General features: G+C 56.9%; 14 protein-coding genes. 2 read left to right on the forward strand and 12 right to left on the reverse strand.

All coding sequences use genetic code 11. The features are described 5' to 3' along the window. Position 1: 1 nt before the first annotated feature. The 10 genes from otsB to BQ8290_RS13755 form a co-directional block, all read right to left on the reverse strand. A complete protein-coding gene (gene otsB, locus BQ8290_RS13710) occupies positions 2 to 757 on the reverse strand; it encodes a trehalose-phosphatase (protein WP_108791220.1) in 756 nt (251 codons plus the stop codon). Positions 758 to 843: 86 nt separating this feature from the next. Then, positions 844 to 2,949 (reverse strand): proprotein convertase P-domain-containing protein, encoded by a 2,106-nt coding sequence (locus BQ8290_RS13715; RefSeq protein WP_337661419.1) that lies wholly within the window; start codon positions 2,947 to 2,949, stop codon positions 844 to 846. Between the two features lie 69 nt (positions 2,950 to 3,018). Then, positions 3,019 to 8,244, reverse strand: a complete 5,226-nt coding sequence (locus tag BQ8290_RS13720) for a DUF11 domain-containing protein (RefSeq protein WP_108791222.1) — start codon at positions 8,242 to 8,244, stop codon at positions 3,019 to 3,021. A gap of 22 nt (positions 8,245 to 8,266) precedes the next feature. After that, on the reverse strand, positions 8,267 to 9,400 hold the full coding sequence (locus BQ8290_RS13725; RefSeq protein WP_108791224.1) for a hypothetical protein: 1,134 nt from the start codon (positions 9,398 to 9,400) through the stop codon (positions 8,267 to 8,269). Between the two features lie 97 nt (positions 9,401 to 9,497). Continuing rightward, complete coding sequence (locus BQ8290_RS13730) at positions 9,498 to 9,977, reverse strand: hypothetical protein (RefSeq protein ID WP_108791226.1); 480 nt, start codon at positions 9,975 to 9,977, stop codon at positions 9,498 to 9,500. 26 nt (positions 9,978 to 10,003) lie between these two features. Further along, complete coding sequence (locus BQ8290_RS13735; protein ID WP_108791228.1) at positions 10,004 to 11,029, reverse strand: hypothetical protein; 1,026 nt, start codon at positions 11,027 to 11,029, stop codon at positions 10,004 to 10,006. Positions 11,030 to 11,547: 518 nt separating this feature from the next. After that, a complete protein-coding gene (locus tag BQ8290_RS13740) occupies positions 11,548 to 12,546 on the reverse strand; it encodes a DUF2891 domain-containing protein (RefSeq protein ID WP_337661420.1) in 999 nt (332 codons plus the stop codon). Beyond that, the gene (locus BQ8290_RS13745) at positions 12,537 to 13,520 is read right to left on the reverse strand and encodes a DUF979 domain-containing protein (protein ID WP_337661421.1); all 984 of its coding nucleotides are present in this window, start codon (positions 13,518 to 13,520) and stop codon (positions 12,537 to 12,539) included. The genes BQ8290_RS13740 and BQ8290_RS13745 overlap by 10 nt, the downstream gene beginning before the upstream one ends. Beyond that, positions 13,517 to 14,224 (reverse strand): 5-oxoproline transporter, DUF969 family subunit, encoded by a 708-nt coding sequence (locus tag BQ8290_RS13750; RefSeq protein ID WP_108791230.1) that lies wholly within the window; start codon positions 14,222 to 14,224, stop codon positions 13,517 to 13,519. The genes BQ8290_RS13745 and BQ8290_RS13750 overlap by 4 nt, the downstream gene beginning before the upstream one ends. Continuing rightward, a complete protein-coding gene (locus tag BQ8290_RS13755; protein WP_108792440.1) occupies positions 14,225 to 17,833 on the reverse strand; it encodes a hydantoinase B/oxoprolinase family protein in 3,609 nt (1,202 codons plus the stop codon). A gap of 204 nt (positions 17,834 to 18,037) precedes the next feature. Between BQ8290_RS13755 and BQ8290_RS13760 the strand changes: the two genes are divergently transcribed. Beyond that, positions 18,038 to 18,829 (forward strand): enoyl-CoA hydratase-related protein, encoded by a 792-nt coding sequence (locus BQ8290_RS13760; RefSeq protein WP_108792442.1) that lies wholly within the window; start codon positions 18,038 to 18,040, stop codon positions 18,827 to 18,829. Positions 18,830 to 18,833: 4 nt separating this feature from the next. On the opposite strand, the gene BQ8290_RS13765 is transcribed toward BQ8290_RS13760, so the two are convergent. After that, positions 18,834 to 20,492 carry an acyl-CoA dehydrogenase family protein gene (locus tag BQ8290_RS13765; RefSeq protein ID WP_108791232.1) on the reverse strand — a complete coding sequence of 553 codons (1,659 nt, stop codon included), beginning with the start codon at positions 20,490 to 20,492 and terminating at the stop codon, positions 18,834 to 18,836. A gap of 88 nt (positions 20,493 to 20,580) precedes the next feature. After that, positions 20,581 to 21,390 carry a TIGR03084 family metal-binding protein gene (locus tag BQ8290_RS13770; protein WP_108791234.1) on the reverse strand — a complete coding sequence of 270 codons (810 nt, stop codon included), beginning with the start codon at positions 21,388 to 21,390 and terminating at the stop codon, positions 20,581 to 20,583. 296 nt (positions 21,391 to 21,686) lie between these two features. Here BQ8290_RS13770 and BQ8290_RS13775 point away from each other — a divergent pair, with 296 nt between their 5' ends. Beyond that, a complete protein-coding gene (locus tag BQ8290_RS13775) occupies positions 21,687 to 23,660 on the forward strand; it encodes a DEAD/DEAH box helicase (protein ID WP_108791236.1) in 1,974 nt (657 codons plus the stop codon). Positions 23,661 to 23,795 lie beyond the last annotated feature (135 nt).

The raw sequence follows: 23,795 nt of genomic DNA on the forward strand, positions 1-23,795 counted from the left end.
TCTATAGCTCCAGCCATGCGTGCACTGCGGCGACATCGTTAAGTGAAAATTCGGCGTCGGTTTCATCACGACTGCCGACCAAAATGCCAGCGCCGCCCATGGCCCGACATGCGCGAAACCCGGCTTCGTCGGTTAGATCATCGCCGATAAAGAAAGGGACCGTCCCGGCAAAAGGCGCGGTAGCCATGAGAGCCGCGACGGCCCCGCCCTTGCTCGCGCCCTTTGCCACCAATTCGGCCACGCATTTGCCGCTTTGCACCATCCAACCATGTTTGGCCGCCAGCTTTTCGGCAAAGGCCTGTACACTGGGTCCAGCACTGGGATCATTGCGGTAATGCAAGGCTCCGCCATGGGGTTTGTGTTCGTAACGCACGCCCGTATTCTTCGCATAATCGCGCAAAGCGGTTTCAATGACCGGCGGCAGGGTGATCGCGCCATCGCCCGATGCATCGACCAAGGCATCGCCCTTGGCGTCGCGAATATCGGACCCATGGGATCCAGCCATCGCCGCATCAATCGGGCCAATATGACCAATGATATCGTCAATGGATCGGCCGCTTATTACAGCCAATCGACCGCCCAACCGCCGTGTCAGATTGTTCAATCGTTGCGCCAAATCCGCGATCGGTTTGATCGCATCTGGCGCGGGCGCCAATTCAACAAGCGTCCCATCAAAATCTAGGAAAAGCGTCACGCGTTCGCTTTCCAAAAGCGATGTCAGCGGCGGCGGAACGCCAAGATCAATGCGTGATTGCATTGGGTTTGCATAACGGATCAACCGGTGCGGTCAACAATTCTGCTGCACTGCAACACGCGCCGTCAAAGATCGGCGAGGATTACGGATCAATCGATTTGGTATCTCACCGTGATTGTGAAACTTCTGCCTGCATCGAACGCGCCGCCGGGACGAACACGAAAATCGGTGATTTCGGTATCGCAGCCATCGTCATCTGCGATTGGCGTGTATTCAAAATTGTCGCTTCCGTCATCTTCCGAAAATTCCAAGTCATCGGTGTCGAGGGCGAGATCAAGGGTCACGCTGCCCGTGCCGCCATAATCATAATTCAGACCAGAATTGTTGCCCGGATCACCAAAGATAACCGGCCCGCCGCTGCGGCCTAATAGACACATTTTTGCGTCCGAAGGGCCATCATCCCAGACAACCACGCTATCTGCGTCGGTCGCTTCGCTTCCGGTGTTTGTGACGGTAATCACATATTGGACCATCGCGCCTGGTATCGCTTTGGGCGAAACACCCCCGGGTACGGCCGCGCCATTGACCGGGTCAAAGATGATCGAACTTACCTTTGTCACATCCAACGTTGTGAACGGGTTGCAAACGGTGATGTCGTGAATGCCGATCGCCTGTTGACCGGGATCGTTCGGTGCGGTCGTGTGGTTGCCATACCGAATGATGATCGTTTCGACCGCTTGCGTGAATGTTACAACGACATTGCCCAACGCTTGATCGGAACCGGATGCGCCATCACCAATCGCGACGTTGCCGCCTTGGATAAAGTTTACGTTGCCGTTGGTCAGGACCGCGTCAAAATTCGCCCCGCCATTGTTGCCAACCACCTCGACCCGATCGGCAAACTGACCTGAGGCGAAATCGACATCAAAGATCGTGAATTGAACACCGGTCAAAGAACGCGGCAGCGTAATCTCGATCTCCACCTCTCCCAACGGGCTACCTTGGTTGGCAAGCATGTTGAGCGCGGCCTCGGTAGTAGGCAAACCGCCAGAGAAAACCGGCGATGTATTTGGCGATTGACCGCCAAAATTGGCAGCGTCCAAGAAGACGCCATCATTGTCGAGTTCGAAACGGATTTGGCCAAGAGTGCCGAAATCATAGCTGTTGTCGGTTGAGCCCGAGACCCACTCGTCAATGGTATCCCAATCAAACAAGGTAGCCCCCGCAGGGCACGATAGCAGCGGTGGTTGACCGGGCGCGCGCCCGCTTTGCACGGTCAATGCAGAAGTCGCGAAATCGTCTTCGGTTGTGCTGCCGTTATTAGGTGTAGAATCAGGATCGAAAACACTGCTGGCAATGATTTCGGCTGAGTTGGTAATCGTAGTGCCAGCCGATGAACTAATTGTGCCGGTGATCGTCAATATCGCACTGTCGCCCGGATCAAGCGTGCCGACGTCCCATTCGCCATTGGCCGGGTTGAACGCCCCATCACCGCTGGAATTGCTGAATGTGAAACCGGCCGGAAGCGTGTCTTCGACCAAAACATTGTCGGCCGATACTGACGAATCCGATGCGTTCACCACCGTCAAACGCCACGTTGCGTTTCCGCCTTGGATAGGAGGCGATCCGATCAGGATTTTTGTCAAAGACAAATCCGCGAAATCGGACGGTTGGGACGTCAGGAACAGGTCCGCCCTGCTGAACAGACCATCGTCAAAACCCGACAAAAGGTCACACGCTTCCAACCGCCACGTGCCAAGGCTGGCTTCGCCGTTGAATGCCGACAAAGGATTGTTGGGACGCCGGGTGTTTTCATACGGCAACGGTTCGGTCGCCGAATGCGCACTGGTGATGTTCGTTGCGTTAACAACAGTGGCAGCGGCATCGTCCAACAAGACGTTCAAATTGTCGCCATTGGTGCTGCCTGTTTCTCCGACGACAAGCACGACTTCTGTGCCCTCTGGCGAAATCAGGGTGACTTGGATGTCGCCGCGCCACGTATGCGTTGCAAAGAACCCCAAATTGACATCGCCAACAGTGAAACTGTCCGCCACGGAAAAGTTGCGAACCAACGGGTTGGCCGGTCCAGCGCAAGTGGTCGTACCGTCAATCGCGCCGTCATCCGTAACCGTGTAGGAAAAAGTCGATTGCGCGAGGGCCGGTTGAGCAAACGCCATGCACAGGCCTGCAATCAGCAATTTGATTGCCGCAGACAGAAGCGTTGCACCGCTTTGGATTATGGTCTCGAAACGCATTTTTGGTTTAATTCAGCATCGTTGAGTCGAAGCGCGTGGCTTTCGATGGGGTTGTTGTGATCATTGGCATTACCGGCGTCCCAGGCCAAGGAAGTCAAAAGTTTCAGTGTCGAATTTGAAGCGAACTGCGGCAAAAACGCCTTTGTCTGTGTTGCGCGCGGCCGAGAAATCGCCATCGCGGAACCCTTCGATGTTGTAACCCAACGTCAGCAGCATTCCGTCCACGGGGACAAAGCCGATGGTGGGGCCGTATGCAAAGCTGGTCACGTTATCATCGATGTTCGCACGTACGGTTGCGGTTGCGCCGATTTCGAACCTATCGCTCAATCCAATCCGTGCATCCGCACCGGCCAGAACCGTGGTCCCGGAAAATTCGGTCCCTTCGAATTCGTCAAAATTGTAACGACCACCCACGAACAATGTGTATTCGTCGCGGCGGGTTTGATGTTCGATGCCGAACTCATCTTCGTCCCATCCGCGTGGGCTCCAATTGGTAGACCAGCTGCCGACGATGCGGCGCGATGTAGCATCGCCGTCTACGATCAAGGCTGTGCGCCCTGCACCACCGGCTTGTCCGGCAACGCCGCCAGTGACGCGATCGCTACGATATTCAAGACGGCCCAGCATGGCGATTTCCGAAGCGTCGGGTCGATGGGCGAAACCGATGCTGGCGTCAAAGATCTCAGTTGTAGCGCCGCCGGCATCTTCGGCCCGCGTCCATGTTGCGCCGGACCCGACGATGCTGCCTTCGCCCAATTGGCGGATTGCGCCAAAGGTCACGCCGGTCCGATCGGCTTGTTCGCCGTCGCGACGCTCACCACGTGCGGTCACACTCCAACGATCCTTGCGCCAAGCGGCACCGATCGTAAATGCATTGAAGTCTTCGAATTGTTGGTTGCCGGTCAATTGACCACCGGTTGCCGCCGGTTGCAGGGGGTTTACCAGGTCATTGCCGTTGGGAACGCCGTTCAATGTGCGGTTGCCATCAATCGTGGCGTCCAATGTCAATTCCGGTGTCACTTGCAAGGTTTGGGCAAGACCAAAGGCGGCAAATGTGCGGTTGCCGAACTCACCGATGGTTTCCTGACCGACAGATGTAATAATCTGACCACCCTGCCATGGGGTGGCTTCGATGCCGCCGCGCAATTGGCGCGCTTCGATATTTTCGCCATCCGCAATTTCATATGTGCCAACCAAGCGAACATTGTTGGTCAAAGCGTAGCGCACTCCGAGACGGTGACGCGCAGGCAAATCGACGCTTTCGGCGTTGTCGAGCGCGATGGAGCTGGACAGCGACACTTCGAGGGAATTGTCCAACAAACGCTGTGTCGCGCCCGCTTCTAGCACGGTGGATGTGTTGGTTGACCCGTCGGTCAAACGATCATCAAAATGGGTCAGCCCAAGGCGTAGATCGGTGTTGCGGCGGGTCAGATTGATCTGAGCCTGAGCAGCGCGGCGACGACCATTGTCGGCCAGACTGTCATCCTGCCAAACGCTGCCAATTACACTCAGATTGTCGTTCAGGAACACGCGGCCATCGACACCAACCTTGCGGCGGCCCAATTCGGCGCCGTTTTGTTGGCCAATGCCGTAATCGCTATCCAATTGCCGCGCATAGGCGAGAACATCAAGCTTACCGGTTTGGTGTTGAACTTCTGCAATCCAACCCGTTGCGGTTTCGCCTTCGCTACGGCTCATAGCAATTTCGCCGCGCACTTCAGTGTTTTCGCCAATTTGCGCGCGAAGATCGATGGCGCCGAGGTCTGTGCGTGCGCCGTCACCTTTATCCGTGATGGCATTGGCGCCGATGCGCACGCGGCCATCATCGCTGTTCCAATCCACCCGCAGACCCGCGTTCATTTCACCTTGGCCCACACCATCGGTTTCGTATTCCACGATGATGAATTGCGGGTTGAGATTGTCGTCGCGGCTCAAAACCGGTTGAGCGAACGTGATCGTGCCGGACAAAAGGTCGACATTATAGTCAAGGAAACGCGTCAAAGTGCGGGTCGAAACGATCTGCTCCGAACGGAAGCGGTCGCGCACTTCGATGGTCACTTGCTCACTGTTAGCGAGGATGTTGCGATTGCCCAATTGATAAGGGCCAGAGATGCCTTGACCTTGAATTTCATCGCGTTGCAGGCGGCTTGAAATCTCGGCTGCAAAGCCGCTGGCTTTAACTTGGCCAAAGCGAGCCTCTCCGCGAACACCGGTGGCGGTGCGGTTGTAACGGGCCAAACGGGTTTGGTCGAAAGCGGTCTCAAAATCACCATACAGCGCATAGAACGTGGCCGTTTCGATCCGGACATACAGGTTCTCACGGCTCGCAGCATCAAAGCGGCGCGACGATCCATCGGCAAAGACGGTGTAATAGGCTTGCGGGTCAATCGTGCCCAAGACGCGTTGGTCTTCGCGCTGTTGTGCGCTGTCATAGGCCAGCGTCAGGAGGTAACGGCCCAGCACCCGTCCTTTGGCGTAGAGAGCGACGCGCGCATTTTCGCCAAGGTCGCTGTCAAAACGGCCGGTCCGCTCCATATTGTCAGCAACACTGCGTGCGCCCACTGTCCCTTCGGCAAGGCCGACAATGGTCCATTCGATGTCGCCCGGCTCAATCCACGCTTCCAATTGTTGGTCGCGTTCGATTTCACCATCATTAAAGGCAAAATCCAACCGGAGCGAGCCACTAACCATAGTCGGGGCCAATTCGATCAGAGCGATGCCTTCGCTGCCTTCAACGACCCAGCGGGCCGAACTTGGTGTGAAACCGGTAAGCTGGTTCAATTGCTGGCGATCAACCGCCTCGGCGCTTTCATAGGGCGAATTGAGTTCAAAGTTGCCCGAAACACCTGCGCGCAATGGACGGTTGTTGCGGTCCAGCACGCGGATAGCGACGACAGGACGCGTGCGGCCATCAGCGACCAGGTTCGACATTTCCGGTACCAGCTCAACTTTCGTTGGAGTGGTGGTGAAGAAAACTTCGCGTGTGAAAGTCTTGCTGACGCCGCCAAAGGTGTTGATCACATCGGCTTCGAGCAATGTGCGTTCATTCTCAAGACGCACACCGCGCCATGTACTGACCGCGAACTGGCCTCTTTGTGGGTTTAGAGTGCCTTCGAATGCGAGTCCGCTGACTTCTTCCCCGTTGATGCGCAGGACAATGCTTTGCCCTTTGCGATGGCGGATCGCCACACGGATCGCCGGAGCACGCGGGTTCGCCGTGAGACCGGGGCTGAGGAAGCCATCTTCGCCATCGCCCAAGGCAATCCAATCGGTGTTGGGCGCATAGGACGGAGTGGCTTGTTCGGCCGCTTCTGCAGTCGTGTCGGCGATGCCGGCTTCAACGAGGATTTCGGCGTCAATCGATGCATCTGTTCTCGCTGAACCGCCGGCGATAGCGTTAACCGCGCGGGCGGTTGCGCCGTCTGGGCGGGTATCTGCCAATGGCGCGGCCTCTACCAATGCCTCTTCAAGGGCACCTTCGGGCAGAACCGCGTGGAAATCTGCAACCACCAAGCTGCCGCCTTGACCGATAACGAAGCGTGAGCTTGCGCTGCCCGCGTTGCGGGTGCCGCGGTGGCAATCAACCAATTCGGCGCCTTCGGGCAAAGTCATACCTGCGACGGCAACAACATGTGTGCCGGGCACAACGCCTTCGAAGTGATAGCGGCCATCGGCATCGGTGATCGCGTAGCTGCCGTCTTCCATGACGACACGAACACCGGGAATGCCAGGGCGCGGATCATCAAGTGTACACGGACCCGCCGTGATCCGACCAATAACGGTCATCCGATCGGCAATGGTTTCGCGTTGAATGTCGACGGCAACACTGGCCCGCGATGTGCGGCCAAGGCTGTCAGTGACAACCGCATCGTTCAACGCGCGGCCCGGAGGCGCGTCGGCGCGAACGGACATTGCATATGTAATGCGGCGAGAGCTGCTTGCCGGGATATCACCCAATGTCACTGTCAATTGACGGCCATCTGGTGTGATTGAAACGGCATCCGGGTTTTCGACGCCGTCAATGCGGATCGAATCTGGGCGCAGGCGAAGGAAAGTCGATGGCGTGTCGGTGACGACAACATTGCGACGCGGGCGGTCACGATCGACGTTGTTGGCCGTGATCGAATAGAACACGATGTCGCCGGGCTGGACCTGTTGACGTGATGCGGTCTTTACAAGGCCTACATCCAATCCCGGACGATCCAATGGAATGTCCACTTGAACAGGGGTTGGATCATCGAGAACGAAGCTGCCGCCATAAGACGCATCAAGAATAATAAAGCCACGTCCATCAGGGCGCGTGATTTGCGCGATATCGGCGGGGCTCACCACAGACGGTGCGGTGTACGGATCTGGCGGCGTAATTTCGAGGCGATACGTGCCAAGGAATGTCAGTGGGAACCAGAATTCTCCTGCATCCAATGTCGTAACATTGCCCGCGCCGTCGGTGATCGGTTGACCCGAGATGACGGTCGAGGGCCACGATGTCACACCATCTGCGGCAAAGACGGTTGCGGGTTGGCCGGTGGCGACATCGATCAAAGTGACCGTCGCACCGTCCACAGGCTCACCGGTTTCGCTGTCGAACACAACGCCAAACGGATCGGCGAGAACATCAACCTCGGTTTCGACCAACACTGTGGTGTTGCCAGGAAGCGAAGCGGTGATCCCGATATCCGCGCCATCCACAATGCTAAGGCGGCAATCGCCTTGAATAACCGCAGGTGGCATGCGGACCGTGCCGATTTGGCCGATAAATACGCCGGTGTTTACGCCGGTTTCAAAAATCGTCTCAGTTTCACGATCGCCTGTAGATGTGGTGATCGTGATCGCTAGCTCGTCAATCTGTGTGGCATCGACGTTTGCGGCAAATGCGTTCACTTCGAACACAACGGTTTGGCCGGCGCGCACGGTGTTGCTTTGTTCGTATTGGCCGCCAATTGGTGTCAATTCGATATCAGAGCCGCCCGTGCCCCCTTGCGAGGATTGGCCAGACGCGCTGCATAAAGGAGCGCGGAAATCCATATCAATCCCGCCCTGGGTCGTGGGACGAAAGGCGGTAATTGATGGGGGTGGCAAAGTGACGTCCAAGGTCACTGTGTTTGAAGAGGTCTGCGCAGGGCGCCCCACAAACAGCCACGAAGCTTCGGCGGTGTTTTCGATCGTACGGATCGTTTCCGACGCACCGTCGCTTGAGTTATCTTGAGCGATCGCCCCCTCTCCAGACACGCCAAAGGGCAACAGCACTAGTGAAAGTGCCGCTGCGACGCGCCTGAAAGAGGGGGGAACACGCATTGTCTAAATCCTGCCTATGATCTTAGTTGATCGTGACTTGGAAATAGACCGAGCGGGTGGTGCTCGCGGGGAGATCGTCAAGCGACGCTTCGATCTCATCCGCACCGGCTGTTCCGCCGTCTTCTGTGAACACAGCATCGCCGGTGGCTTCGCCATCGGTGTCATTCACGGTGTCGATTGTGCAGGTAGCAACCGGGGTTGCACCTGAACTGTCGACCGTAGCCGTGCCGTTCACAAAGATACCAAAGTCGTTTTCTGCGAAAGTGACATCGGCTGGAAGGTCATCCGACACTGTCACAGCGGTCGCCGTTGCGGCATCCGCTGCGTTCGACACTGCAATGCAGTATTCGATCACGGCGCCCGGAATTGCTTTCGGGTTGTCTGTGCCGTTTACAGGGTCGCTGATGATGCGGCTTGTTTTGACGACGCTTACCAGCGCGCCAGCCACTTCGAATTGACCCAATGCGGAATCGTCACCGTCGTTGGCGGCTTCTTCACCAGTGCTGGTGCCGTCGGCAAGAACTGTGTCTTCGCCAGGGGTGTTGGCATCGGTATCGGCCAAGCCAAAGATTTCGGCACCCAAGCCAGCTGCGCCAGCTTCGTGAGCGTCTGCAATCAAAACGATGTCGAAAATGTCATCGTTCACAGCGTCGGTCGTGATGTCCGCGACTACGAGAACAGCGATCGTCTCTGTGCCCAAGCCATCATCGGCGGCAACTTCGTCGAGGAAGGTGATAGCACCCGCGTCGATTTCGGTTTGCTGCAATACGCCATCGCCGTTCGCATCAAGATAGATCGTGATGTTTTCGATGTTGGCGGCCGTGCCGTCCGTCAGGACAGTCGACAAATCGAGGTCAACGACGTCGTTCGACAAGTTGGTAACGTCAAACGACAATACAGCCTGCTCTTGACCCGGTGATACCGATTCAGGTGACGCGCCGGTGAAAGTCACGTCAACGTCGACAACGCGGTCAACGGTGAACGTGTCACTGTCCGTCACTTCGTTTTGTGTTTCTCCACCGACTTCGAAGGAGACCGAGACGTTGTTGGTGATGGTATCACCAGCCGTCGTCCCGACCGCCCAAGCCGGTGTGCTGGACATTGCGACAAGAGCGAAAGCGCTCACCGCACCCAGCAGCTGGGTTGTTGGTTTCATGTTAGTGGTCCTCTGCGTGTGCCCCGTGTCAAAATTGCCGCCCACGAGACTTGGCGGTTATCCTCCACCTTGCGGTGGGTGATTTCGTGTCCGCGGATCAGCGGATAATGGCGGGATATTCGAGCCGGCCGCTTTCGCCCGGCGCGATGGAAGCGAGTGTCCAACGGACATGCGTCACATCGGCATGCGCTGCCGTGCGTGTGCTGCCGTCTTCGTTGGCGATCGAAAGCGAGGCCAAGGTGCCCCAGCTGTTCCCGCCATCAACCGACACAATCAGATCCGGATCAGCATCAGGCGCAAGGCGCACTGCCGTTGGGAGCGGATTGGTGACAACAAAGTTCTCTGCCGGTTCGTCGCTGTTGTTTGTGTAATCGGTTCCAAACACCAAACGGCCACCTGGAATGATGACGCCTGGTTCAACCAATTGCGTGGTTTCATTTCCGGCCTCGTCAACCGAAGTCTCGACCGCTTTTACATCGCCGGATACGTCGACGCTGTTCTGAGCGTGCGCCGCAATCGGCATCGCTGCCGTGGAAGCAACAAGCAAAGCCGCGATCATATTCTTGAACGTGTTCATTTCTCTGGTCCTCAGCTTGAAAAAATTTAGTCGACGGTGACGTCAAAAGTGACGGTGTGGACGGTGCCCCCAGCAACAGTGCCAAGGTCGACCGAAACGCCGCTGGCATCGGATGCCTCGCCGGCGTCATCGCCGCTGGCGTCGGTCAAATCGCCGCCATCCAATGTGACGGTTTCGTCGGAATAGGTGGTGCCTTCGGGGATGGCGTCGGCAACGATCAGGTCATCAACCGACCCGCTGCCCGAAACGGTCGCGACAATTGTAAAGGTTGCAACGGAGCCAGGAACGACACTTGTGCCGCCAAACGGATCAACGACGCTAACGGATTTGGTCAACTCGACCGAAGTGATCCCAACCAGCAACGATCCCACTGCGGTGTCGTCCGCGCCGGTTGTGCCAACGATGGCATCGCCGCCATCAACACCTTGGCCCGCAAACACTGTGCCCGGTGCGCCGGTGCCCGTTAGAGCTTCCGCCGTCAGTTCAACGTCGCTGGCATCGCCATCGACAACGCCATCAGGAACAGTGACGATCACAAAGACGGTTAGCCCTTCGTCCGCCTCAAGCACTTGGGTCGTTTCCGGCGCAGTCAAGATTTCATCGACGCCAGCATCGTATGTGCCGTTGCCATTCGTATCGATCGCGATGTTGACGACGGTCGTATCGAAATCGTTCCCGGCGACGGTTGGGTTCGCCGTCAACGAATAGGCTTCGGGTCCGTTGCCTTGGTTGGTCACCTCAAAGGTAAGAACAGCCTCGCCCGGGACGGCGCCAATCGGTCCGCTGTCGAGCGACGTTACCGTCACATCCAACAATTCATCGACGCGCACCACCACAGTGTTTGAATCGACCGTCTGTGATCCATCACCGTCTTCATAGGTTGCGGTGGCGGTGTTCTCGATGAGAGTGCCGGCGCCCACACCTTCGGCATGCGCGGCCTGAGCCCCTAAGGTCGCAAGCGCAAACGCGGCAACGACGGGGCTTGCTGTGCGAGCGCACGCAATCACCGTTGACGTCGTGTGATGCAGGGACAGGGTGGAGAATGTGTTCATTGTACTTCTACCGTTCACAAAGAGTTCGAACCATGTGCTTCAAGAAGCGTGCCACAGGGTGAAACACGCTTGTTTTCAATTAGTTGTGATTTCTGGGAGCCGCGCTCAAACCGTTATTCTGTCGAATTTCGCAGAATGGGAGACGCGATTTTGCAATTTGCAAATTCATTCGCCCGAAAACCCCAAAGGTTCCCGAGGCGTTCGCAAACGTGGTCAAAACCGGACTGTTGGTATGATGCGTATCCATACCTAGGGCAGATAACTAGCAATGGTTATCAACCCGTTAGCAAAGTGCCAGAAACCGCAGAGTTCTGCGGTTCCGGACACAAAATGTTACAAGTGGATACGGTTAATTTTTTGCGGGATCTGGATCAGTTTTCGATCAAATCCGGCTGAATTCCGGGAGATTTTCTACCCATCGGTCAGAGAAATGGTAAATTTCCCTCCGCCGGACATCGCCCGATAGGCAAGCTGAAATTTTTTCGCTTTGTCGTGATAAAACGGCCAAAAATGGCCGATTATCGTGGTTTCTCGGGCGTCAAAAGCGCCAGCAAAGCAAAGCTGGCGAGCCAGTGTTCGCCCATATAATCACCCGTTACATGGGGCAATGCGGCCTCCAGATGTTCAACCGCGCGACGCTCGAGCAAATCGGCGCCTGCGCCGTTCGAACGCGCTCTTTGGATGGCCCGCAAACACCACCCACGACTTAAGTTTAGGCCGTCGAGATGAGCGATTTTTCCATCGGTTCGATCTGTCACTGTGACCGGATGACATTCACGATCCAACCATCCATTGTCCATTATAAGGCTTTCAAACCAAACGGAAAATTCCGGTCCACCCATCACCCGGCTCATCAAAAGCGACGCGACTAGAACAGGCGAAAGGAATTCATCCCCGCCCGGTTCCCATCCCGAATAGTTCGATTTGTCGCCGTAACAACGGATCGACCATTCATCGATCGCTTCGACCAATTTGCGATCGCGTGGCTCCGCCCATTCCCTCGCCAGGACAAGCGCAAACGCTGTGTTCCCATGCGTGCCCACCGTGATGGGATAGGTCAGAACAGGCAGGTACCCGCCGAACCGCATGGCAAATGCGCGCGCCAAAGGCTCCATTCGATCCGCCCAAGGATGGTCAGCGTGTCGGGCGGCTTCGTGGTGCAAATAGAGCATCCAACCCCAGCCATAAGGGCGTTCAAACCCCCGAGATTCTGGCCGTTCAAGATAGGCCAGTTCCGCGGATAGATTTTCGACTGTGAAGGTCTTGTCCGCCAACGCTTCGATGTCGCGCGCCTCCGGCATATCGGGGTAAAGACGCAGCAATGTCAGCAAGGTCCACCATGAATGGACGCAAGAATGCCAATCAAAACTGCCAAAAAATGCCGGGTGCAGGTCGCGCGGGGTGCGTGCATCGGCATCCGATCCCATCACATGGTCCAGCTTGTTCGGATATTCCTGCCCCACATGGCCAAGCGCCGCACGGGCAAAGGTTCGGGCCATCGCTTGCGTCAGTTCCACAGGAGAAACGCCCCGACATAAATGATAATCACATTGCAAATCCAAAGCGGGATCGCGGTCCCTATTTGTTGGCGGATCACCGCGTTTTGATCCTTTAGTTCCAGCAAGATGGCAGGGACGATGTTAAAATTCGCCGCCATTGGCGTCAGCAATGTCCCGCAAAATCCGGCAAGCATCCCTACCGCGCCAATAACGGCCGGATAGCCGCCATAGGTTTCTACCAAGAGTGGGATGCCCACTGCGGCCGCCATAACGGGGAACGCGGCAAAAGCGTTGCCCATGATCATCGTGAACAATGCCATACCAAGGGCAAACACCACGACAGTTAGAAACACACTGCCTTCGGGGATGGCCGCACCGACTGTGCCACCAATGATTTCACCGACGCCTGCAACCGCGAAAACCGCCCCCAACGCCGCAAGCATCTGCGGCAAGATTGCCGCCCAACCGATGGAATCCAACAATCGGCGCCCCTCTTCCGCTGGGGCAAGCACAGGTGGCTTAAGCCAAACCACCGCCGCGATCAGGGCGATAACCACCCCAAACCCAAACAGGATCAGTGTTTCCTGCCGTGCCTTGAAGAATCCGGTCTCCAAAAGCGGGGTGAAATTGTAGAGCAGCGTTCCGGCGACAGCCGTTATTGGAACAATTAAAGCAACCAAAAACAGATGATTACCGTACCTATCTGATAATTGCTCTCGCTCTGATTGAGAGGTCGTTTCTGGATTGCTGCGCTTTAATCCACCCAATCCGGCGATCGCTACCAGGGCAAGAACGATGACCCCATTGGCTAAATCCGAAAGATTGCTGCCAAACAGGAAACTGACTGACAAAATACCCCAAAATGCAGCATTTCCATACATTTGGTCACGCAAGCTGAGAAATGACCAGAAGGCGAAAAAGGCACCGGCCAGCCAATACAGGCTTTCAAACGACATCTGCCATTCTGGCGTGACTGCTTCGACGGGGCTCATGCTGCACCTCCATCATGTTCTTGCTGGGAGGCGGCCTGTCGTACCTTGGCTAAGCGCCCATCCAAGGCAAGTATGCGGGAGCTGTGGATGAAGAACGCGCATATTGCCGTAGGTATAGCCCAAACGGACAATTCCAACGGCGTGAGCGGGTAGCCGGAACTCTCAAAAACACTTTGTATCAATAGGATAGAGGCGATAGCGAAGAAAATGTCTTCGCCGAAGAAGAGCCCCACGTTGTCCGTAGCCGCGGACATAGCCAACACCTTCTCACGCTCGTCTTCATCCAGCTTGCCGTGCGACTTTTCCGCTGCAGCGTCCGCCATTGGGGCAACCAACGGGCGCACCGTTTGAGGATGCCCCCCCACATCTTTCATCCCCAATGCGGCGGTGATTTGGCGGAATAAAAGGTAGCTCACCAACAACCGCCCCATAGTGGCCCCGCGCACACCTTCGATCAACGCCCGCGCGCGCTGTTGCAATCCGTTGCGTTCCAACAGGCCGATGACCGGCAGGATGATCCACGTCACAGAGATGTAGCGATTGTCGTTGAACGCTTTGCCCAACGCCTCAACCACTTCGACAAAGTCGAGAGCCGCAAGCAACCCGGTGGCAAGTGCCGCAGTGACAACAACCAACAACGGATTGAACCGCAACGCAAAGCCGACAACCACAAGGGCAATGCCCAAGAGAGGCCAATAATTCATTCAATCCACCCCAGTGTTTCTAGTGTTCCGTGTTGGTCCAAAACCGGCTCCGCCAGGGGTCAGAATGACAAACGTGTCACCCACATTCATTTCGACCGACCCCGTAGCCCCCATTTCAACGCGAGTGCCATCGGCACGTTCAACCCAATTGCGACCAGGCGCCGCATCGTCGCCCCCCATTATACCGCATGGCGCGATAGCGCGACGATTGGCCAGCATGTTCGCACGCATCGGTTCTAGGAACGTCACACGGCGTTCCACCCCGTCGCCGCCCGTGTGACGGCCACCGCCCCCCGATCCCCGCCGCATGGCAAATCCATCCAATCGCACAGGGAACCGGGTTTCGAGAATTTCGGGATCGGTCAGACGACTGTTGGTCATATGAGTTTGAACCGCACTGGTCCCATCGTGATCAACGCCCGCACCCGATCCACCGCAAATGGTTTCGTAATATTGGCGATCCATGTTGCCAAAGGTGAAATTGTTCATGGTCCCTTGGCTTGGCGCAAGCTGCCCTGTTGCGGCGAACAAAGCGTCGGTAACCGCTTGGCTGGTTTCGACATTGCCGGCGACAACCGCCGCGCCGGGATGCGGGTTAAGCATCGACCCCATTGGCACAACCAATTCAATCGGCCGCAAACATCCGTCATTCATCGGGATCGCGTCATCGATCAATGTGCGCAAAACATACAACGCCGCTGCCCGCGTGATGGATCGCGGTGCGTTAAAGTTATCGGGGAGCTGATCGCTGGTCCCGGTGAAATCGAAAACGGCGGATCGGTGTGCCTTATCAATTCTAACCGCGACTTTAATGACAGCTCCATTGTCCATCGCGTAGGCAAACGATCCATCATCCAACCGGCCCAACAATCGCCGAACGCTCTCCTCTGCATTGGCGACGACGTGGCCCATATAGGCCGCAACCGCATCCGCGCCTTGATCGCGGGCCGCGCCCGTCAACAGATCAGCACCGCGTGTGCAGGCCGCAAGTTGAGCCCGTAAATCGGAAATGTTGCGCCCCGGATTGCGGGCTGGATGCACGGCCGATGCCAAGACATCGCGTATTGCCGTTTCCTGAAAAACCCCTTCATCGACCATGAGAAGGTTGTCGATCATGACCCCCTCCTCTTCAATCGTTCGACTTTCCGGTGGCATAGAGCCCGGTGCGATGCCGCCAATATCCGCATGGTGTCCACGCGCCGCAACAAAGGCGTCGGGTGATGCACCGGTGTTATTATAGAAAACCGGAACGATGACCGTGATGTCGGGCAGATGGGTGCCCCCGCGATAGGGATCGTTCAGGACATAGGCGTCCCCACGACGGGAACCGCGCCCGTCTTTGCCATTTCCCCGTGCTTCCACCACGCGCGCTATGCTGTCGCCCATTGATCCCAAATGGACGGGGATGTGCGGCGCATTGGCGATCAATGCGCCGCGCGCGTCAAACACGGCGCAGGAAAAATCCAATCGTTCTTTGATGTTCACCGACGTTGCCGTGGATTGGAGGACAACGCCCATTTCTTCCGCAATGGCCATGAATAGGTTGTTGAATATCTCAAGGCGCACCGGGTCGACCTGTGTCCCGATTGCGCGACCGCGTTCAAACGGCACTTGGCGTGATAGGATCAAACTGCCCTCTTGCGCCAATTCCGCGGTCCAACCCGCCTCGACCACAGTTGTTGAGCCTGGATCGATGACCAAGGCGGGACCAGCAATCCGATCCCCAACTTGCATCCCTGCCCTAGTCAATGTGCGCCAATCGTTTTGACTGTCTGAGCGAGGATCCTTGAACGATGAGGATGCGTTGTTGCGTTCCGCCGGAATGGCCGCAACCGATGAAAGTCCGCCGGACACGCCGACCGCTTCCACACTTAGGGCATCAATGATGATGCTGGCCGCTTCGTCGGAATATCCAAACCTTTGACGATGCAAAGTCCGGAACTTGGCATCCATCGTTTCGATTTCTTCACACGGAACCGTGATGACGGAATCGCTTCCATCAAACCGAAGTCGGGCGTGCGGCAACACTGTGATGGCGTCGTCATCGATATCTTGATCCAGCAAAGCGGATCGCGCTTGGCCGGTTAGATCGGAAAGCTCCAACGCGAAATCCTGCGTCAAAGGTTGGACAAGGCTTACCTCCCGCACAACTTTGATTGGTGCCAATCCTATCCCGAACGCGGACAATATGCCGGCCAATGGGTGGACCAACACCGTTTCCATCCCAAGCTGATCGGCGACCTTGCAAGCGTGTTGCCCCCCTGCTCCGCCAAAACACGCCAAGGCATAGGCGGTAACATCGTGGCCGCGGGCAACCGAAATTTTGCGGATCGCATTCGCCATATTGTCGACCGCAATCGCCAAGAAACCTTCGGCGATCTCTGCCAATGGCTTTGGTTTCGGCAGAATGTCGGCGACGGATTGCAAAGCGGCGCGCGCCGCAACACGGTCCAACGGTTGATCCCCGCCCTCCCCAAAAACACTTGGGAAGAATGCTGGATCGATGCGCCCTAGGAATAGGTTGCAGTCCGTGACCGTTAAGGGGCCGCCCTTGCGGTAACATGCTGGCCCCGGATCGGCTCCGGCGCTGTGTGGGCCAACACGAAAGCGCGCGCCGTCAAAGCTGCAAATCGACCCACCGCCAGCCGCCACCGTGTGAATTTGCATCATTGGCGCGGCGACGCGCACGCCGGCAACCACGCTGTCGCCTGTCAATTCGTACTCACCGCCAAAATGGGCAACATCGGTGCTAGTCCCGCCCATGTCGAAACCAATGATCTTTGTATGCCCCAACGGTTCGCAAGCCGCGACCATTCCGACAACGCCGCCCGCTGGGCCAGAAAGGATCGCATCCTTACCGCGAAATGCGCCCACTTCGGCGAGGCCGCCGTTGGATTGCATAAAGCGAAGGCGGTTGGTGCTGGGCAGTTCGTCGCGCAACGTATCTATATATCGGCGCAAGACCGGCGATAGATAGGCATCGACCACGCTGGTGTCGCCGCGCGGGATTAATTTGATCAAAGGCGCAACTTCGTGGCTGGTGCTGATCTGAGCAAAGCCCAATTCACGTGCGATTGCCGTCAATCGAACCTCATGATCGCGATATTTCCAGCCGTGTACCAACACGATCGCAATCGCATCAAAGCCATCCTGCCGCAGCGCCGCGAACTTCTCCCGCGCATCGACTTCATCCAGAGGTGTTAGGACTTCTCCATCAACACCGACTCGCTCACCAATCTCAACGACTTCGGCGGGCAATTGTTCGGGCAGGTCGATGCGCCGCGCAAATATGTGGGGTCGCGCCTGCGTGCCGATCCGCAACGCATCGCCAAATCCCCCCGTTATAGCCAGCGCCAACCGTTCGCCTTTGCGTTCAAGCAGCGCGTTGGTGGCGACCGTGGTGCCAATCCGCAGTTCCGCAATCGGTGCATTGGCGTTCGCACCACCTTCCCCCTTCATCAACCGCTTTACCGCTTCGCTCGCAGCATCGGCGTAATGATCGGGATTTTCCGATAGCAATTTATCCGTCAACATCCGCCCATCAGGCGTCATCGCCACAACGTCGGTGAATGTACCCCCGCGATCAATCGCAAATCGCCAAGCTTTCATATGCGGGAGGCTTTCGTTGCAGTTGGCCGTCGAAACAGGCTCCTTTTGTAGAGGCACCTGCGAACACAACCCTTCTTTGCAAGCGCGGCGGGCCGGGTCAATTGGGGCGGCCAGCACTCTAACCAACAAATTGAGAGGTTGCATTTCGCAACCAGGTTGGCCGAAGAGGGGCAGCAAGAGAACAAATTTTGGGAGACTGACGAGATGGCCGAATATGAATCAATCCGCGTGGAGCGTGTGGGAGGCGTCGCCAAGCTGACGCTGAACAAACCTGAGCGGTTGAACGCTTGTGCGCCGCAGATGGCGGATGAGATTTTCGATGCGATCCGCGATTTGGGTGACGCACGCGCCTTGTTGATTGCGGGCGAAGGTCGCGCATTTTGTTCTGGCGCCGATTTATCCGGCGGCCGCAGCGGCGATTCCGCTGTGTCTGGCGGGGACCGTTCGTACACAGTGCTCCAACAAAGCTATAACCCGATGATGGCCGCGCTTTGGAAATTGCCGATCCCGGTCGTAACCGCCGTGAACGGCCCGGCGGCAGGGATTGGTTGTTCAATCGCCCTTGCCGGGGATTTCGTCATCGCCGGTAAAAGCGGCTATTTCCTTCAGGCATTCGTTAATATCGGCCTTGTGCCCGATGGCGGGTCAAGCTGGATGCTGCCGCGCCTCGCCGGACTGGCGCATGCAACCCGCATGATGATGTTGGGTGAACGCATCCACGGTGAAGAAGCTGAGCGCATTGGATTGATCACGAAATGCGTTGAAGACGACGCACTCGCTGATGAAGCCAACGCTCTGGCCGAAAAACTCGCTGCCGGCCCAACGGTCGCCTTGGCAAAGATGAAAGCCAATCTGCGCGGTGGATTGCAGACCGATTTCACCACCGCACTTCAAAACGAAGCCGAAGGCCAACGCATCGCCGGTTCCACCGAAGACGCTGCGGAAGGCGGTCGATCCTTCCTAGAAAAACGCAAGCCGGTCTTTAAAGGCCGCTAATCCGTTATGATTTCGGCGCGGCCTGCACACCAGAGAGCAGGCCGCGTCCAATCACTTGTGCCTGAATTTCTCCTGCACCTTCAAAAATGTTGAGGATACGCGCGTCGCACAAAACGCGACTAATCTCATATTCAAGAGCGTATCCATTGCCGCCATGAACCTGCAACGCGTTGTCGGCGTTGCTCCACGCGGTTCGCGCGGCCAGCAATTTTGCCATTCCCGCTTCGATATCGCACCGTTCGCCCTTATCCTTATGCCGTGCCGCCGAATAGGTTAGCTCTCGCGCCATAACGATCTCAGTCGCCATCAACGCGATTTTGTCCGAAACACGCGGAAAGGCGAGCAGGTTTTTCCCAAACTGCTTGCGCTCCAATGCATATTTCAATGCCAAATCAAACGCATTCCAAGCCACACCGATGGCGCGTGCCGCCGTTTGAATCCGGGCCCCTTCGAATGTTCGCATCAATTGTTTGAAGCCTTGCCCTTGGACACCGCCCAACAATCCATCGCTGGAAACAGCAAACCCATCAAAGCCTAAGGCGTATTCCTTCATCCCGCGATAGCCCAACACCTCGATCTCGCTGCCATCTATCCCCGCATCGGGGAAAGGGTTGGCATCATCGCCGCGCGTTTTTGTGGCAAGCAACATCGACAACCCGCCATATCCCGGCGTGTCCGGATCGGTCCGGCACAACACCGTCATCAAATCCGCCCGCGCAGCATGCGTGATCCACGTCTTTGCCCCAGTGATGGTCCAACTGCCGTCTGCATTTGATACGCCACGCGTCCGCACCGATGCCAGATCTGAGCCGGTGTCGGGTTCGGTGAAAACGGCCGTCGGCAATATTGACCCATCGGCAATCTTGGGAAGTAGTCTCGCCTTTTGTTCGGGGGTGCCATTTTCCCCGATCAATTCGCCCGCGATTTCTGAACGAGTGCCTAATGACCCGGCACATATCCATCCGCGCGACAATTCTTCGGAAACAAGGCACATCGCGGTCTTGCCCAACCCGAGGCCGCCAAATTCCTCGGCAATGCAAACGCCAAAGACGCCCAGTTGCGCCATTTCGTCAACCACTTCGATCGGGATCAAATCATCGGCCAAATGCCATTGATGCGCATGCGGTGTGATCCGATCTGCGGTGAAGGCTCGGAACTGATCCCGGATCAAATCCAACGTTTCATCATCAAATGCTTCGTCCGGACGCGCACCATCCGCCAACAATATCGCAAGCTTTGCACGCGTTTCGGCGGTGTTGCCTTCGGTCAAGAAACGTCGCGTTGCGGCGTCATCTCGCAATGCATTTGCTGCGGGCTCGACCCCCATTTCGGAAGGGCGCAAATACTCGCTTGCGCTCATTGCCAAGGCGCTGACCAATTGCTGGCAATATTCGCCGACGCCAATGCGCAGGGTCAATTCATCCACTTCGGAAAAGCGGCCCGTCTTTTGCGCCCGCGCACCCCAATCGGCGACCGCTTCCAACGATGCGACCACTGTTCCGATCCACGCCAATCCGTGCACCTGACGTTGATGTGTTTCGATCAAGGCGGCTTCGGGCTTGCCATTGGGCGCAACGATCCGTGCGGTGGTCTCGCGCACAGCATCGAGGTAAGTTTGGGTGGCGGCGCAGACTTGTTGCGCCAAAGAAATCCATTCGCTCATACCACTGCCGTAGCGGGGCATCTGATCGAGTTGAAGCGGATTATGATCAGAACAGTCAAACCTTGTCAGTTATGACAGGGAAAGCAGCTTAAGCTGAGTTTTTGGCTCTTGCGCCGGGCGGTGGCGGGTCTTGCGGTGGCCCCGCAAAACACTGTGCCACATCCATCCATCGGGTCGCGTTGGGCCCGGTTACTGTCAACGCAGTGTCGCCAATATTGCGACATTGCGTGACGACCTGACAAAATTCGGTCGCCGATCCCTCAATCCGTTCCGATCCGGCTGCACCATCACCGGACCCTTCGCCAAAGGTCCGGACAACGCCAGATGGCATGGTCATGACCAATTGCGGCACCGGTTGAGGCACTTCTTCGGATCGATTGATAAAGGTCCATCCATACGTGTTGAGGCCTAGGACTACGATGTTTGCAATGGCGTCGCTGTCGCTGCGATCGGCGCCCAGTTCATCATAAATTGCCTGAGCATGCGACCATGTCTCCATTAATCGCGCTGTGATCGATGATCGTGCGCTCATGCTCGGGCCCGCCCATGCAACCCGCTGTTTGGGATCAACCGCGCGAAAGGCGTCGGCCAATTCTGGGTAGAATTCACGCCAAGCCGCCAACAACGCACGCCCGCTGAGATCGCCCGTCTGTTCGCTTTCAAAAATCCGAAAATTCAACCCGCGTGACGCCGCGACTGATTTCATGAAATCTCCAAACCCATCGGGGTCTTGCAAAGAGGTCAGAGCGGCGCGGTTCCAAACATGCAAATGGCGCAGAATCTCATCTATGCTCCATCCCTTAAACCCCGTGGTTCGCGCGAAATCCTTATCATCCAAATCGGCCAATAGATCATTCAGTTGATCACAAATCGAACGAAAATCTTCGGCCTGTTGCATCGCGCGTTCTCCATTACATGCCTGCAATTGCTGCCCTACATTGTGTTGCGGGGCAAGTTGATTGGCTATGGGGCAACTCACTATGAGCGATTATCGTTGCGCGTGACGCCACAAATAAGCTAGTGGCGCGGCCAATCGGGGCATGATGCTCCTATGGGCCGCAAACGCGCCCATTTTGCTCAGTTTTTGACGCCGGACTTTTGCAGATTTTAGCATTGGTCAACGCGCTCATCCGCAACCGCCTAATTCCCGTCGCCGCTGATAATGCGCGGCCGCACCAACATTGAAAGCGTCCCATGACCTTTGCCGACCTTCCCCCTCGCCTTCGCGATGCCTTGGCAGAACGCGAATATTCCCAGCCCACCGACGTTCAGGCCGCAGTCCTTGAGAGCGAAGCTCTGGGCCGTGACTTGATCGTTTCTGCCCAAACCGGCTCTGGTAAAACGGTCGCATTTGGCCTCGCCATGACCGCCGAATTGTTGAACGACGAAGGCACCGTACGCCATGCCGAGGGTCCTTTGGCGCTCATCATCGCTCCAACCCGCGAATTGGCGTTGCAGGTTAGCCGCGAATTGGCTTGGCTTTACGGCGCAACGGGCGCTCGCGTCGCGACCTGTGTTGGCGGCATGAACCCATCGCAAGAACGCAAAGTGCTGCGTTCAGGCGCCACCATAGTTGTCGGCACGCCGGGCCGCTTGCGCGACCATCTGGAACGCGGCGCATTGGACCTTTCGGCATTGGCTGCCGTCGTGTTGGACGAAGCGGACGAGATGCTCGATATGGGCTTTCGCGATGAATTGGAGGCGATCCTGGATGCCGCGCCGGAAAACCGCCGCACGCTTCTCTTCTCCGCCACAATGCCACGCCCAATCGAAGCGTTGGCGCAGCGTTATCAGAACAACGCCTTGCGCATTGCGACGGTGGACAAAGGGCGCAGTCACGAAGACATTTCCTATCAGGCCGTAACCGTTTCTCCGCCTGAAGTAGAAAATGCAGTGGTGAACCTGCTCCGCTTCCACGAAGCGGAAACCGCCATCCTATTTTGCGCCACGCGTGAAAGCGTCCGGCGTCTTCACGCGACATTGCAAGAGCGCGGGTTCAGCGTCGTTGCCCTATCGGGCGAACACTCTCAGCAGGAACGCAACCATGCGTTGCAAGCATTGCGGGACCGGCGCGCGCGCGTCTGCGTGGCCACCGATGTCGCCGCACGCGGGATCGATTTGCCGTCTTTGAGTTTGGTCGTGCACGTCGAAATTCCACGTGACGCCGAAACATTGCAGCATCGCTCCGGTCGGACCGGCCGCGCCGGTAAGAAAGGTACGGCCGTTTTGATTGTGCCTTTCCCCCGCCGCAAACGGGTTGAAAGCATGCTGCGCCGGGCCAGCATCAAAGCGCTTTGGACTGATGCGCCTGATCGCGAAGCCATTATGGCGCAAGATCGGGAACGCTTGCTCGAAAAGCTAATGGAGCCGGTAGAAGTCACCGATGGCGACCGCGAACTGGCGGAAAAATTGATGGCTCACAAAAGCCCTGCCGAATTGGCCGCGATGTTGGTTCACGCGCATCGATCAAAAATGCCCGCGCCCGAAGATCTGATGCCCAACACACCGGAAGCGCGACGCGAAGCCCAAAAAGAGAGGCATCGCCCCGGTTTCGAAGACACCGTTTGGTTCCGCATGGACATTGGACGCCAACAAAACGCTGATCCGCGCTGGATCTTGCCGCTCTTGTGTCGGCGCGGTCATGTGACCCGTAATGAAATCGGTGCGATCCGCATCGGTGCCAACGAAACTCATTTTCAGATCCCGCGCACAATTGCTGATAAGTTCGCCGATGCGACGCAACGCACTGCCGGCACTGAAAGCGAGGAAGAAACCATCCGCTTTGAAGTGTCCGCCGAAGGTCCGCGTGTGGCCGCGCGTCAGAATCGCAAAGGCCGAACAGATCACAAAAGCCGCCCGCGCCCACCCGGCGTCAAGGTGCAACCATCGCGCGGCAGCGATGGCAAGAAACCAGGCAAGAAACATTTCAATAAATCAGGCGGTCCATCCGGAAAATTCGGCGGTAAATCCGACGGACGGCCAGAAGGACGACACGAAGGACGCAACGATGGCAGATCCGAGGGTCGGCCCGAAGGAAAACCATTCAAAAAGAAGCCCGGAGGCAAGTTTGCCCCCAAAGGTGATCGCAAAGACCGCGGCAAGCCGGGCTCGTTCAAGAAATCCGGCAAGAAATCCGGGGCGCCAAAGGATCCGTTCAAGCAAAGCTAAGCTGGAGACGCATCCAGCGGGCATATTGAACGACGTAAAGTGACCCCAACGGTCTAAGTACAATCACGTTGAAAACCGACACCGTTGCTTTGGCGGTTGCGGCGTATGGCGCGTTGCACTTGAAAATCCGACACC

Origin of the sequence: Erythrobacter sp. Alg231-14, assembly GCF_900149685.1 — a bacterium.
Taxonomy (GTDB): Bacteria; Pseudomonadota; Alphaproteobacteria; order Sphingomonadales; family Sphingomonadaceae; genus Erythrobacter.